Source organism: Streptomyces sp. NPDC087859 (assembly GCF_044742595.1).
Lineage (GTDB): Bacteria > Actinomycetota > Actinomycetes > Streptomycetales > Streptomycetaceae > Streptomyces > Streptomyces canus_F.
The window spans coordinates 348782-362708 of sequence record NZ_JBIUUU010000009.1 but is presented as its reverse complement, the minus strand read 5'-3'; the positions used below and the strand labels follow the sequence as shown (position 1 = coordinate 362708).

Below are 13927 nucleotides of genomic sequence, written 5' to 3'. Positions count from 1 at the left end.
GTTGCCTTGCCATAGACTGGCAAACACGAGAGCTCGCTCGCGTTTCTCCAGAATGCGAGCGACCGCTCGTGTTGTCAATCCTGTTCGGAGAGTTGGGGATAACGCGTGCCCGCGAACGAGGAGAAGGACCAGCCGCGCCGCCGCCAGGCCCGCGGCGAACGCCGTATCGCACAGCTGCTCGAAGCCGCGGCCTCCGTCTTCTGCACGACCGGCTACACGGCCGCGAGCACCAACGCCATCGCCCGGGAGGCGGGCGTCTCACCGGGGACGCTCTACCAGTTCTTCCCGAACAAGGAAGCGATCGCCGTCGAGCTCGGCGGCCGGCTCATGCACGAGATGCGGGAGACCTACGGCGAGGCGCTCGCGCCCGTCGACCCGACGACCCCGCTGGAGCAGGCGGTGGGCACCATCGTCGACCGGTTCATCGACTTCAACTGCCAGCACCCGGTGTTCTTCGCGCTGATGCACGGCCCCGACATCCCCGGCCGAATCGCCGAGCAGCACGACGCCCTGCACACGACCCTCGTCGCCCGCATCGAGAACCTGCTCCGCTCGTTCATGCCCGAGGCGCCCCAGGCCGCGATCGCCCGTGTCGCGCACATGGGGCTGGGGATGTACATGGCCGGCCTGGAGCTCGTCCTGGCCCACGAGGGCGCCGAACGCGACGCGTACGTCCAGGAGTTGAAGAACGCCCTGGTCCGCTATCTCGACCCGCTCGTGGGAGCCGGGCTCGGCCTGCCGGACGGACTCACCACGACTCCGACCCCCTGACCGCCTCCTTCGACCCCACCCGCTCCCCCCGCAGCCGCAGCCCCATCAGCGCGGTGGAGGCGAAAAGGGTCAGGCGCGTCGGCCGCGTTGCGGAAGATCGCGTGGCGCCAGGACGTACACCGGAAGACCGCGGACGGCGACGAACAGCAGCAGGAAGACCGGCAGGAGCAGCAGCCCGCGGCCGCCGGACAGCAGGGCGGCCAGGTCGAACTCGATGCCGGTGACCACGAAGAACACCGGCGCCAGGAAGCCGAACCCCATCGCCTCGACCTTCTCGAGCACGGGCCCGGCACTCTCGGCGCCGCCCCGTGCAGCACCAGGCATACGGCGAACCGGGCCGCTGCTGTGCAGGGTTTTGGCGACGACCCGGGAGAACCAGGGCGGACGCGGCCGCAGCGCCCACCACACCGCGCCGGCCGTCAGCGGCGCGAACACCGCGAGCACTGCCGCCGACTGCCCCGGCGACCGCCCGCTCAGCAGCAGCGCCATGGCGATGACCGGCCCGCACTCCCCCACAGCGCCGACCGCCAGCATCACCGAACCGAACCGCGAGTGCAGATCGCCGGCGGCGTGTTGCTGTCGTACCGCCGGCCGGACGGGCGTTCCCCCTTCACCGGGCCCGTGATCGGCACGTTCGTCGGCGTCTCGCTGCTGCACGCCCTGTGGGACTCGACACACGGCGTCGCACTGTGGTTGGTGACGCGGCCGACGAGCACCCGTCCGGACAGGGAGGTGTTCGCCCAGGTGCCGTGCTTCTTTGAGAAATACCCCCTAGGGGTATAGTGTGGGTATCGGCCCACATCCCTCGACGAGGAGAACGACATGAGCGCCCAGACCGACACCCAGGGTTCCGTCACCACCGTCTACAAGGTGAGCGGGATGAGCTGTGGACACTGCGAGGGTTCCGTGTCCGGCGAGCTCTCCGAGATCGCGGGGGTGACCTCGGTGAAGGCCGTCGCGTCGACCGGCGAGGTCACGGTCGTGTCGCAGGCCCCGCTCGACGAGGAGGCGGTGCGCGCGGCTGTGGACGAGGCAGGGTTCGAGCTCGTCGGCAAGGTCTGACCCCACCCCCCCTCACCACGGGCCGTGCCGACCGGTTGAGACTGGTCCCGCACGGCCCGGCCCGTTTCCTGGAGTACGCCATGACCGCCACCGAGACCCCGATAACGCCGACCACCTCCGAAGTCGAGCTCCTCATCGGCGGGATGACCTGTGCCTCCTGCGCGGCTCGTGTGGAGAAGAAGCTCAACCGGATGGACGGGGTCACCGCCACGGTGAACTACGCCACCGAGAAGGCGAAGGTCACCTTCGCCCAGGGCGTCGGAGTCGCCGATCTGATCGCCACGGTGGTGAAGACCGGGTACACGGCACAGGAGCCGACGCCGCCCCGGGAGGAAACGGCGGCGGACGAGGACCCGGAATTGACGTCGCTACGACAGCGTCTCGCCGTCGCCGCCGTGCTCGCCGTCCCCGTGGTGCTGCTCTCGATGGTCCCGGCTCTCCAGTTCGACAATTGGCAGTGGCTCGCGCTCACCCTCGCCTCCCCCGTCGTCGTCTGGGGCGGGCTGCCCTTCCACAAGGCCGCCTGGACGAACGCGCGGCACGCCGCGGCCACCATGGACACGCTGGTCTCACTGGGCACGCTGGCCGCGTTCGGCTGGTCGCTGTGGGCGCTGTTCCTCGGGGACGCGGGCATGGCGGGCATGAAGGACGAGTTCGCGTTCACCGTCTCCCGCGCGCAGGGCGCCTCGACCATCTATCTCGAAGTGGCCGCCGGGGTCACCGTGTTCATTCTGCTCGGGCGCTATCTGGAGGCCCGTTCCAAGCGGCGCGCGGGGGCGGCGCTGCGGGCGCTGATGGAGCTGGGCGCCAAGGACGTGGCCGTGCTGCGGGACGGGCGCGAGGTGCGGATCCCGGTGGGCCGGCTGGCGGTCGGGGACCGGTTCGTCGTACGGCCCGGGGAGAAGGTCGCCACCGACGGCACCGTCGTCGAGGGCGCCTCCGCGGTGGACGCGTCGATGCTGACCGGGGAGTCGGTGCCGGTGGACGTGGCGGTGGGGTCCGCCGTCGCGGGCGCGACCGTGAACGTCGGCGGGCGGCTCGTCGTGGCCGCCACGCGCGTGGGCGCCGACACCCGGCTCGCGCGGATGGCGAAGCTCGTCGAGGAGGCGCAGAACGGCAAGGCCGAGGTGCAGCGGCTCGCCGACCGGATCTCCGCCGTGTTCGTGCCGGCCGTCATCCTGATCGCCGTCGCCACCTTCGGGGTCTGGCTGGGCCTCACCGGGGACACGGTCGCCGCGTTCACCGCGGCCGTCGCCGTGCTGATCATCGCCTGTCCGTGCGCGCTGGGACTGGCCACGCCGACCGCGCTGATGGTCGGGACGGGGCGCGGGGCGCAGCTGGGCATCCTCATCAAGGGGCCCGAGGTGCTGGAGTCCACGCGCCGGGTCGACACCGTCGTACTCGACAAGACCGGCACGGTGACCACCGGACGCATGACCCTCCAGGAGGTCCACGCCGTCGAGGGCACCGACGAGAAGCAGGTGCTGCGGCTCGCGGGCGCCCTGGAGCACGCCTCCGAGCACCCCGTCGCCCGGGCGGTCGCGGCCGGTGCCGAGGAGCGGGTCGGGCCGCTTCCGGAGGTCGAGGGGTTCGAGAACGTGCTCGGGCGGGGCGTGCGTGGGCGCGTGGAGGGCCGTGACGTGGCCGTGGGGCGCCTCTACGACGTCCTGCCGCAGGAGTTGGCCCGGATCAAGAAAGAGGCCGAGAGCGGCGGACGTACGGCCGTGGTGGTCGGCTGGGACGGGGTGGCACGGGGTGTCGTGGCCGTCGCGGACGCGGTGAAGGAGACCAGTGCCGAGGCGGTGCGGGAGCTGCGGGCGCTGGGGCTGACGCCGGTGCTGCTGACCGGGGACAACCGGGCGGTGGCGGAGGCGGTGGCCGCGCAGGTCGGGATCGAGCGGGTCGTCGCCGAGGTGCTGCCCGAGGACAAGGTCGACGTCGTACGGCGGTTGCGGGCCGAGGGGCGGGTCGTGGCCATGGTCGGGGACGGGGTCAACGACGCGGCCGCGCTCGCCACCGCGGACCTGGGGCTCGCCATGGGGACGGGGACGGACGCGGCGATCGAGGCGAGTGATCTGACGCTGGTGCGCGGGGATCTTCGGGTGGCCGTCGACGCGATCAGGCTGTCGCGGCGGACGCTGGCCACGATCAAGGGCAATCTCGTGTGGGCGTTCGGTTACAACGTGGCGGCGCTGCCGCTGGCCGCCGCGGGGCTTCTGAACCCGATGATCGCGGGGGCCGCCATGGCCTTCTCCTCGGTCTTCGTGGTGACGAACAGCCTGCGTCTGCGCGCATTCCGTTGAGGGGTCCCTCTGGAGTCCGGCGCGACACTCACATAAGCTCTTCACAAGGCTCGCGCATCATCCTTACGCTGGGGCCTCGATCGACGTATCGGCCCTCTTGCGCACCTAACGGACAAATGCAAGAGACGCAGATCACAGTGATGTGAAGGTAACCATCGAAGGGGTTCGAAGGTCTAAGTTGACGATGTCAGGCCGCGTCTTGGGGGGCGCGTTCTGGCATCTGGGGATGTCTTGGGGGACTTCCTCAGAGATGCGTTGCCGGGGCACGCACTTCGGGAAGCTTTGAGCGGCCCTCCCGACCGTGCGCTGTCCCGGCAGATCGCACACAGGAGTAGTACGGCGAGTTTTGCTCGTTCTGCTCAACGGCAGTACCAGGCAATACCGAAAGACAGCGAATTCAGGCGCTGGTCTCTCAGACGCCCGGCCGGATCCCGTGGGGGGAATCCGCACCGGGACATGGGAAGGCGCCCTGGTCGTCGGCCCGTGGGGGGACTGGCGCTGGGGCGCCTTCTCCTATGTGCGCCCACCCCCGGCCACCGGACACACGAAGGCCCCGCACACCCTCAGGTGTACGGGGCCCTGCGACATCACGCCTCAACACAGCGGGGCACCACCCCTATCGGGGATGCGCCTCCACCGACGGGGGCGCTCACCGAAGCGGCGCCCCCACCGGCAGGTGTCAGCGCTCCTCGACAGGGACGAAGCCACGCCCGACGACGCCCGCGGCAGCGTCTACCCGGGGGCACCCCCCGGACCCCCGGCCGCAGCCATCCGGCCCTGCATGCCAACGGGCCCAGGACCGCGACTGCAAGCCGACGGATACGCCTCCAGCGACGGGGCGCCCACCGAAGCAGCGCCCCCCACCGGCAGGTGTCAGCGCTCCTCGACCGGGACGAAGTCGCGCTCGACGACGCCGGTGTAGATCTGGCGGGGGCGGCCGATGCGGGAGCCGGGCTCCTTGATCATTTCGTGCCACTGGGCGATCCAGCCCGGGAGGCGGCCGAGGGCGAAGAGGACCGTGAACATCTCGGTCGGGAAGCCCATGGCGCGGTAGATGAGGCCGGTGTAGAAGTCGACGTTCGGGTAGAGGCTGCGCGAGACGAAGTAGTCGTCGGAGAGCGCGTGCTCCTCCAGCTTCAGGGCGATGTCCAGCAGCTCGTCGGACTTGCCCAGCGCCGAGAGAACGTCGTGGGCCGCGGCCTTGATGATCTTGGCGCGCGGGTCGAAGTTCTTGTACACCCGGTGGCCGAAGCCCATCAGGCGGACGCCGTCCTCCTTGTTCTTCACCTTGCGGATGAAGGAGTCGACATCGCCGCCGGACGCCTGGATGCCCTCGAGCATCTCCAGGACGGACTGGTTGGCGCCACCGTGCAGCGGGCCCCACAGGGCGGAGATGCCGGCGGAGATCGACGCGAACATGTTCGCCTGCGAGGAACCGACCAGGCGGACCGTCGACGTCGAACAGTTCTGCTCGTGGTCGGCGTGCAGGATGAGGAGCTTGTCCAGGGCCGAGACGACGACCGGGTCGAGCTCGTACTCCTGCGCCGGGACCGAGAAGGTCATCCGCAGGAAGTTCTCGACGTAACCGAGGTCGTTGCGCGGGTAGACGAACGGGTGACCGATCGACTTCTTGTACGCGTACGCCGCGATCGTCGGAAGCTTGGCGAGAAGGCGGATCGTCGAGAGGTTGCGCTGGTTCTCGTCGAAGGGGTTGTGGCTGTCCTGGTAAAAGGTGGACAGCGCGGAGACGACCGAGGACAGCATCGCCATCGGGTGGGCGTCGCGCGGGAAGCCACGGTAGAAGTTCTTGACGTCCTCGTGCAGCAGGGTGTGCTGCGTGATCTCGTTCTTGAACGAGGTGAGCTCGTCGACGGTCGGCAGCTCGCCGTTGATCAGCAGGTAGGCGACCTCCAGGAAGGTGGAGCGCTCGGCCAGCTGCTCGATCGGGTAGCCGCGGTAGCGGAGGATGCCCGCCTCGCCGTCGAGGTAGGTGACGGCGGATTTATAGGCCGCGGTGTTCCCGTAGCCACTGTCCAGTGTCACCAGACCGGTCTGGGCGCGGAGCTTGCCGATGTCGAAGCCCTTGTCGCCGACGGTGCTGTCGATCACCGGGTAGGTGTACTCGCCGTCGCCGTACCGCAGTACTACAGAGTTGTCGCTCACGTCTTCCCTCACCCGACGTTGTGCCTCATCTTCGAGGTTGCCCTGACTGTCTCTACCATCCCCCATTTGGCGCAGGAGAGTGCACTCGGGGTCGGCCATTGGGCTAATTGGCGGCACTCAGTGCCGCCAGCTTGCCCATCCTGCCCCTCCTCGCCCGGTTCCGGAAGAGCTCTGTGACCTTCATGACTCATTTGATCGATCATTTTTCGCGATGCATGACCCGGCGTCCCACCTCACTCCCGGAGGGGGCCCGGTGAGAGGCGGAAGTCGAGGGCCGTACAGCGCCGTCCCGCCGACACCGTGCGTACCGCCTGACCGATCGCCTTGCGCGAACCGACGAGGACGACCAGCTTCTTGGCCCGGGTGACCGCCGTGTAGAGCAGATTCCGTTGAAGCATCATCCATGCTCCCGTGGTGACGGGGATCACCACGGCGGGATATTCACTGCCCTGGGAACGGTGAATGGTCACCGCGTACGCATGGGCCAGTTCGTCCAGTTCATCGAACTCGTACGGAACCTCCTCGTCCTCGTCCGTCAGCACCGTGAGGCGCTGGTCGACCGGGTCGAGTGAGGTGACGACGCCCACGGTGCCGTTGAAGACACCGTTCTTGCCCTTCTCGTAATTGTTGCGAATCTGGGTGACCTTGTCGCCGACGCGGAACACCCTTCCGCCGAACCGCTTCTCCGGGACGTCGGGGCGTCCGGGCGTGATGGCCTGCTGCAACAGGCCGTTGAGGTTTCCGGCGCCGGCGGGGCCCCGGTGCATGGGGGCGAGGACCTGGACGTCGCGGCGCGGGTCGAGTCCGAACTTGGCCGGAATTCGCCGGGCCGCCACGTCGACCGTGAGCCGGCCCGCCTCCTCCGTGTCGTCCTCGACGAAGAGGAAGAAGTCCTTCATGCCGTCGGTGACGGGGTGCTGCCCGGAGTTGATCCGGTGGGCGTTGGTGACCACACCGGACTGCTGGGCCTGACGGAACACGCGCGTGAGACGGACGGCGGGGATGGGGCTGCCGTCGGCGAGCAGGTCGCGCAGGACCTCCCCCGCTCCGACGCTGGGGAGTTGGTCGACGTCCCCGACGAAGAGAAGGTGCGCGCCCGGGGGCACCGCCTTCACGAGCTTGTTGGCGAGCAGCAGGTCCAGCATCGAGGCCTCGTCCACCACCACCAGGTCCGCCGGGAGGGGACGGTCCTTGTCGAACGCCGCGTCCCCGCCCGGCTTCAGCTCCAGGAGGCGGTGGACGGTGGAGGCCTCGGCGCCGGTGAGTTCGGCGAGGCGCTTGGCGGCACGCCCCGTGGGGGCGGCGAGGACGACCCTGGCCTTCCTGGCGCGGGCCAGCTCCACGATCGAGCGGACCGTGAAGGACTTGCCGCAGCCGGGGCCGCCGGTGAGGACGGCGACCTTCTTGGTGAGCGCGAGCTTGACGGCGGCCTCCTGCTCGGCGGCGAGATCGGCGCCCGTACGGCCCTTCAGCCAGCCGAGCGCCTTGTCCCAGGCCACGTCGTGGAAGCCCGGCATGCGGTCCTCGTCGGTGCGCAGGAGGCGCAGCAGCTGGGCGGAGAGGGAGAGTTCGGCCCGGTGGAAGGGGACAAGGTAGATCGCGGTGACGGGTTCCCCGTGCTCGCCGGGCACCTTCTCCCGTACGACACCGGGTTCGCCGGAGTCCTCGTCCGGCTGGGCCAGTTCGGCGAGGCACTCGATGACGAGACCGGTGTCGACCTGGAGGAGCTTGACCGCGTCGGCGATCAGCCTCTCCTCGGGGAGGTAGCAGTTGCCCTGGTCGGTGGCTTGCGAAAGGGCGTACTGCAGGCCCGCCTTGACGCGCTCCGGGCTGTCGTGCGGGATGCCGACGGACTGGGCGATCTTGTCGGCGGTGAGGAAGCCGATGCCCCAGACGTCGGAGGCGAGGCGGTAGGGCTGGTTCTTGACGACGGAGATGGAGGCGTCGCCGTACTTCTTGTAGATCCGCACGGCGATGGACGTGGAGACCTCCACGGTCTGGAGGAAGAGCATCACTTCCTTGATCGCCTTCTGTTCCTCCCAGGCGTCGGCGATCTTCTTGGTCCGCTTCGGGCCGAGCCCGGGGACCTCGATGAGCCGCTTGGGCTCCTCCTCGATGATCTGGAGGGTGTCCAGGCCGAAGTGCTGGGTGATGCGGTCGGCGAAGACGGGCCCGATGCCCTTGACGAGACCCGAGCCGAGGTAGCGCCGGATGCCCTGGACGGTGGCCGGCAGGACGGTCGTGTAGTTTTCCACGGTGAACTGCTTGCCGTACTGCGGATGCGAGCCCCAACGCCCCTCCATCCGCAGGGACTCACCGACCTGGGCGCCGAGCAGCGCGCCGACGACGGTGAGGAGGTCGCCGCCGCCCCTGCCCGTGTCGACACGGGCGACCGTGTAGCCGTTCTCCTCGTTGGCGTACGTGATCCGTTCCAGTACGCCTTCGAGTACGGCGAGCCCCTGAGCCATGATCCGACGGTACCGGGGGCCTGTGACAGTGGGGGCGTCAGCGGTCAGGCCGACTGGGACTGCACGTGGGTGATCACCGGTTCGAAGTCCTCCGTCGGGGAGAACTCCACGAAGTCGCAGTCCTCCAGCGCCTCCGGGACGTGGCCGGGGGCCCAGTAGTACGCCTGGCCCGCCTCGTAGGTCTCCGAGCCCGTGGCCGTGCGCATCCGGAGCTTTCCCTTGAGGAGGTAGCCCCAGTGGGGGCACTGGCAGGCGTCGTCGGTCAGGCCCTTGAAGGCGGGGCCCATGTCCGCGCCCTGGGGGAGGTGGATGTAGCCGACGGACATGCCGCCGCCGATGGGCATCGTGCGCAGTTCGACCCCGTTGCCTTCGATGGCCACGGGGACGTCGTTCCGTGTCGCCGACGTCATGACTCCTCCGTCTCCGGCCCTCGCGAGGGCCTCGGTGAGATCAGTCCGTACCTCCAGGGTGGGGCACCCCCGCGGCCGCCGCACATCTGAGCGCCGTTCATCACGATCGGATCTCGGGATGCCGGTAGGGGCTTGATTAACCCGTGTGTAATCGATTCCAATCCTCTGCGTACGTCGATGTAATCGATTCCACGAGGAGGTGGAGCGGCGATGGCGAGCATCAAGGACGTCGCTGCCGAGGCGGGGGTCTCCGTCGCCACGGTGTCACGCGTCCTGAACGACCATCCGTCGGTCAGCGAGGACGCACGCACCCGTGTGCTGGCCGCCGTCGAGGCGCTGGGCTACCGCCCGAACGCCGTCGCCCGTTCGCTGCGCACCGACCAGACCCGCACCCTCGGCCTGGTCATCAGCGACGTGATGAACCCGTACTTCACCGAGCTGGCCCGCTCCGTCGAGGAGGAGGCCCGCGCGCTGGGGTACAGCGTCATCATCGGCAACGCCGACGAGCGGCCCGACCTCCAGGACCACCACGTACGGACCCTGCTGGACCGCCGTATCGACGGCCTCCTCGTCTCCCCCACCGACGGCGGCTCCCCGCTGATGCTGGACGCCGCGCGCGGGGGGACACCGATGGTCTTCGTGGACCGGTGGATCCCCGGCGTCGAGGTGCCCGTCGTACGGTCCGACGGGCGGGACGCCGTGCGTGATCTCGTCGCGCATCTGCACGCGCTCGGACACCGGCGGCTCGCCATCATCGCGGGGCCCGCCGCCACCACCACCGGTCGCGAGCGGGTGCAGGCCTTCCGGGAGGCACTCCAGGCCCACGGTCTCGAACTCCCCGACGCCTACATAGGGCAGGGCGACTTCCAGGCCGAGAGCGGGCGCCGGGTCACCGAGGGCTTCCTCGATCTGCCCGAGCCGCCCGAGGTCGTGTTCGCGGCCGACAACCTGATGGCGCTCGGCGCCCTGGACGCCGTACGCGCGCGTGGGCTGCGGGTTCCGCAGGACATCGCGCTCGCCGCGTTCGACGACATCCCGTGGTTCGTACACACCGATCCCCCGATCACCGCGGTCGCCCAGCCCACGGGCGAGCTGGGCCGCGCCGCCGTGCGCGCGCTCGTCGACCGCATCGAGGGACGGCCCCCGCAGTCCGTCACCCTCCCCGCCCGTCTCGTCGTACGCCGCTCGTGCGGCGAGCAGCCGGCTTCCCCCGAGTCGGCACCCGCACAGAACAGGAGCCAGTCGTGAGCAACCAGGACGAGTTGCTGCGCATCGAGGGCATCAGGAAGACCTTCCCCGGCGTGGTCGCGCTGGACGGCGTCGACTTCGATCTGCGCCGCGGCGAGGTGCACGTGCTCCTCGGTGAGAACGGCGCGGGCAAGAGCACCCTCATCAAGATGCTCTCCGGCGCCTACACCCCGGACGGCGGGCGGATCCTGGCCGGTGGCAAGGAGGTGCGCATCCATGGCGCGCAGGACTCCGAGCGCCTCGGGATCGCCACCATCTACCAGGAGTTCAACCTCGTGCCCGACCTCACGGTCGCCGAGAACATCTTCCTGGGCCGCCAGCCGCGCCGCTTCGGCATGATCGACCGGAAGAGGATGGAGGCCGACGCCGAGGTCCTCCTCGCGCGCGTGGGCGTCAACGTCTCGCCCCGCGCACGCGTGCGTGAACTCGGCATCGCCCGCCTCCAGATGGTCGAGATCGCCAAGGCGCTGAGTCTGGACACGCGCGTGCTGATCATGGACGAGCCGACCGCCGTGCTCACCTCCGAGGAGGTCGAGAAGCTCTTCGCCATCGTGCGGAAGCTGCGCGAGGACGGCGTGGGCATCGTGTTCATCACCCACCACCTCGACGAGATCGCCGCCCTCGGCGACCGTGTCACCGTCATCCGCGACGGCAGGTCCGTCGGGCAGGTCCCCGCCGCCACCCCCGAGGACGAGCTCGTACGCCTCATGGTGGGCCGCTCGATCGAGCAGCAGTACCCGCGCGAACAGCCCGAGAAGGGCGCCGCGTTGCTCACCGTCGAGGGGCTCACCCGCGACGGGGTCTTCCGCGACGTCACCTTCGAGGTGCACGCCGGTGAGGTCGTCGGCATCGCCGGGCTCGTCGGGGCCGGCCGTACCGAGGTCGCGCGGGCCGTGTTCGGCGCGGACCCGTACGACAAGGGCACCGTGAAGGTCTCCGGAGCGCCCCTGAAGGGGCACGACGTCAACTCCGCCATGGCGGCCGGCATCGGGCTGATCCCCGAGGACCGCAAGGGCCAGGGGCTCGTCCTGGACGCGTCCGTGGAGGAGAACCTCGGACTGGTGACGCTGCGTTCGGCCACGCGCGCGGGGCTCGTCGATCTCAGGGGCCAGCGGGAGGCCGCCGCCCGGATCGCCGAGCAGCTGGGCGTCCGGATGGCCGGGCTCCAGCAGCATGTGCGCACGCTCTCCGGCGGCAACCAGCAGAAGGTCGTCATCGGCAAGTGGCTGCTCGCCGACACCAAGGTGCTGATCCTCGACGAGCCGACGCGCGGGATCGACGTCGGCGCCAAGGTCGAGATCTACCAGCTCATCAACGAACTGACGGCCGCGGGTGCCGCCGTCCTCATGATCTCCAGCGATCTGCCCGAGGTGCTCGGCATGAGCGACCGGGTCCTGGTCATGGCCCAGGGCCGGATCGCGGGCGAACTCTCCGCCGCCGAGGCCTCGCAGGACGCCGTGATGGCCCTCGCCGTCAGCAACCCCACGAACGAGAAGACCGAAACGGAGGCCACCCGTGGCCACTGACACGCTCAAGAGCACGACGGGCGCGAGTGGCGCCTCGGGGCTTCGCCGCCTGCTCCTCGACAACGGCGCGCTCACCGCGCTGATCGTCCTCGTCATCGCGATGTCGGCACTGTCCGGCGACTTCCTGACGACGGACAACCTGCTCAACGTCGGCGTCCAGGCGGCCGTGACCGCCATCCTCGCCTTCGGTGTGACCTTCGTGATCGTCTCGGCGGGCATCGACCTGTCCGTCGGCTCGGTCGCCGCCCTCTCCGCCACCGTCCTCGCCTGGAGCGCGACGTCGGAGGGCGTGCCGGTGTTCCTGGCGGTGCTGCTCGCCGTGGCGACCGGCATAGCCTGCGGCCTGGTCAACGGCTTCCTCATCTCGTACGGGAAGCTGCCGCCGTTCATCGCGACGCTCGCCATGCTGTCGGTGGCCCGCGGTCTGTCCCTGGTGATCTCGCAGGGCTCCCCCATCGCCTTCCCCGACTCGGTCTCGCACCTCGGTGACACGCTCGGCGGCTGGCTGCCGGTGCCGGTGCTCGTGATGGTCCTGATGGGGCTCATCACCGCGTTCGTTCTCGGCCGGACCTACATCGGCCGCTCGATGTACGCGATCGGCGGCAACGAGGAGGCGGCCCGGCTCTCCGGTCTGCGGGTGAAGAGGCAGAAGCTCGCGATCTACGCCTTCTCCGGACTGTTCGCCGCCGCCGCGGGCATCGTGCTCGCCTCCCGGCTCTCCTCCGCGCAGCCGCAGGCCGCGCAGGGCTACGAGCTCGACGCGATCGCCGCGGTCGTCATCGGCGGTGCCTCGCTGGCCGGTGGCACGGGCAAGGCGTCCGGCACGCTGATCGGCGCGCTGATCCTGGCGGTGCTGCGCAACGGGCTCAACCTGCTGTCCGTCTCGGCGTTCTGGCAGCAGGTCGTCATCGGTGTCGTGATCGCGCTCGCCGTGCTCCTCGACACCGTGCGCCGCAAGGCCGGGGCGACCCCGGTGACGGCGAGCGGGACCGGCAACAAGGGCAAGCAGGCGGCGACCTATCTCCTCGCGGCCGTGGTCGCGGCGGCGATCGTCGGTGCCACGTCCTTCCTGCACAGCGGTTCCTCGGACGCGGGGAAGTCGCAGCGGATCGGGCTCTCCCTCTCGACGCTCAACAACCCGTTCTTCGTGTCGATCCGCTCCGGCGCGCAGGCCGAGGCGAAGAAGCTGGGCGTGGACCTGACCGTCACGGACGCGCAGAACGACGCCTCGCAGCAGGCCAACCAGCTGGAGAACTTCACCAGTTCGGGGCTCGGCACGATCATCGTCAACCCGGTGGACTCCGACGCGGTGACCCCGGCGGCGAAGGCCGTGAACAAGGCGGACATCCCGCTGGTCGCCGTCGACCGCGCCGTCAACAACGCGGCCACCGCCGCGCTCGTCGCCTCCGACAACACCACCGGCGGCAAGCTCGCCGCCAAGTCGCTCGCCGAGAAGCTGGGCGGCAAGGGAAAGATCGTGATCCTCCAGGGCCAGGCCGGCACCTCCGCCAGCCGGGAGCGCGGCGCCGGTTTCGCCGAGGGGCTGAAGGCCTACCCGGGTATCGAGGTCGTCGCCAAGCAGCCGGCCGACTGGGACCGCACCAAGGGCCTGGACGTCATGACCAACCTGCTGCAGGCCAACCCGGACGTCTCCGGTGTCTTCGCGGAGAACGACGAGATGGCGCTCGGCGCGATCAAGGCGCTCGGTTCCAAGGCAGGAAAGTCCGTCCAGGTCATCGGCTTCGACGGAACCGACGACGGTCTCAAGGCCGTCAAGGCAGGCACGCTGTACGCATCCGTGGCACAGCAGCCGTCCGAACTCGGCAGGATCGCCGTGCAGAACGCGGTGAAGACCGCCGAGGGTGAGAAGGTCGCGAAGTCGGTGATGGTGCCGGTGAAGGTGGTCACGAAGCAGAACGTGGCCGGGTTCACGGGCTGAGACCACGAGGCGGGCGGTTCTCCCAGGGGGACCGCCC

9 protein-coding genes and 1 pseudogene are annotated in these 13927 nt (G+C 69.6%); 6 read left to right on the top strand and 4 right to left on the bottom strand.

Annotated features, from left to right (window positions below):
- The first annotated feature begins 105 nt into the window (after positions 1 to 105).
- Entirely contained in the window at positions 106 to 771 is a 666-nt protein-coding gene (locus ACIOHP_RS24060) for a TetR/AcrR family transcriptional regulator (RefSeq protein ID WP_401890612.1), read from the top strand.
- Between the two features lie 75 nt (positions 772 to 846).
- Here the strand turns inward: ACIOHP_RS24060 and ACIOHP_RS24055 are convergent.
- Positions 847 to 1338, bottom strand: a pseudogene (locus ACIOHP_RS24055) (cation:proton antiporter); the annotation flags it as partial.
- Positions 1339 to 1593: 255 nt separating this feature from the next.
- On the opposite strand from ACIOHP_RS24055, the gene ACIOHP_RS24050 reads away from it, so the two are divergent.
- Entirely contained in the window at positions 1594 to 1833 is a 240-nt protein-coding gene (locus tag ACIOHP_RS24050) for a heavy-metal-associated domain-containing protein (RefSeq protein ID WP_361539131.1), read from the top strand.
- Positions 1834 to 1913: 80 nt separating this feature from the next.
- Positions 1914 to 4136 (top strand): heavy metal translocating P-type ATPase, encoded by a 2223-nt coding sequence (locus ACIOHP_RS24045; RefSeq protein ID WP_401890608.1) that lies wholly within the window; start codon positions 1914 to 1916, stop codon positions 4134 to 4136.
- An 873-nt stretch (positions 4137 to 5009) separates the two neighbouring features.
- Here the strand turns inward: ACIOHP_RS24045 and ACIOHP_RS24040 are convergent.
- From ACIOHP_RS24040 to ACIOHP_RS24030, 3 genes are all read right to left on the bottom strand, one after another.
- Entirely contained in the window at positions 5010 to 6299 is a 1290-nt protein-coding gene (locus ACIOHP_RS24040; protein ID WP_266826777.1) for a citrate synthase, read from the bottom strand.
- Between the two features lie 233 nt (positions 6300 to 6532).
- Positions 6533 to 8767, bottom strand: a complete 2235-nt coding sequence (locus tag ACIOHP_RS24035) for an ATP-dependent RecD-like DNA helicase (RefSeq protein ID WP_401890605.1) — start codon at positions 8765 to 8767, stop codon at positions 6533 to 6535.
- A gap of 44 nt (positions 8768 to 8811) precedes the next feature.
- Positions 8812 to 9177: a hypothetical protein gene (locus tag ACIOHP_RS24030; protein WP_361539141.1), complete on the bottom strand. Its 366-nt coding sequence runs from the start codon at positions 9175 to 9177 to the stop codon at positions 8812 to 8814.
- A gap of 210 nt (positions 9178 to 9387) precedes the next feature.
- Between ACIOHP_RS24030 and ACIOHP_RS24025 the strand changes: the two genes are divergently transcribed.
- From ACIOHP_RS24025 to ACIOHP_RS24015, 3 genes are read left to right on the top strand one after another with little or no spacing between them, the layout of a single operon-like run.
- On the top strand, positions 9388 to 10425 hold the full coding sequence (locus tag ACIOHP_RS24025; protein WP_361539144.1) for a LacI family DNA-binding transcriptional regulator: 1038 nt from the start codon (positions 9388 to 9390) through the stop codon (positions 10423 to 10425).
- Entirely contained in the window at positions 10422 to 11951 is a 1530-nt protein-coding gene (locus ACIOHP_RS24020) for a sugar ABC transporter ATP-binding protein (RefSeq protein WP_361478759.1), read from the top strand. The genes ACIOHP_RS24025 and ACIOHP_RS24020 overlap by 4 nt, the downstream gene beginning before the upstream one ends.
- Complete coding sequence (locus ACIOHP_RS24015; RefSeq protein WP_401890600.1) at positions 11941 to 13890, top strand: substrate-binding domain-containing protein; 1950 nt, start codon at positions 11941 to 11943, stop codon at positions 13888 to 13890. Before ACIOHP_RS24020 ends, ACIOHP_RS24015 begins: the two co-directional genes overlap by 11 nt.
- Positions 13891 to 13927 lie beyond the last annotated feature (37 nt).

Bases quoted from the DNA above. Each gene is read 5' to 3' on its own strand.
- ACIOHP_RS24050 (WP_361539131.1), top strand. From the start codon at position 1,594: ATGAGCGCCCAGACCGACACCCAGGGTTCCGTCACCACCGTCTACAAG.
- ACIOHP_RS24035 (WP_401890605.1), bottom strand. From the start codon at position 8,767: ATGGCTCAGGGGCTCGCCGTACTCGAAGGCGTACTGGAACGGATCACG.
- ACIOHP_RS24025 (WP_361539144.1), top strand. From the start codon at position 9,388: ATGGCGAGCATCAAGGACGTCGCTGCCGAGGCGGGGGTCTCCGTCGCC.
- ACIOHP_RS24045 (WP_401890608.1), top strand. From the start codon at position 1,914: ATGACCGCCACCGAGACCCCGATAACGCCGACCACCTCCGAAGTCGAG.
- ACIOHP_RS24030 (WP_361539141.1), bottom strand. From the start codon at position 9,177: ATGACGTCGGCGACACGGAACGACGTCCCCGTGGCCATCGAAGGCAAC.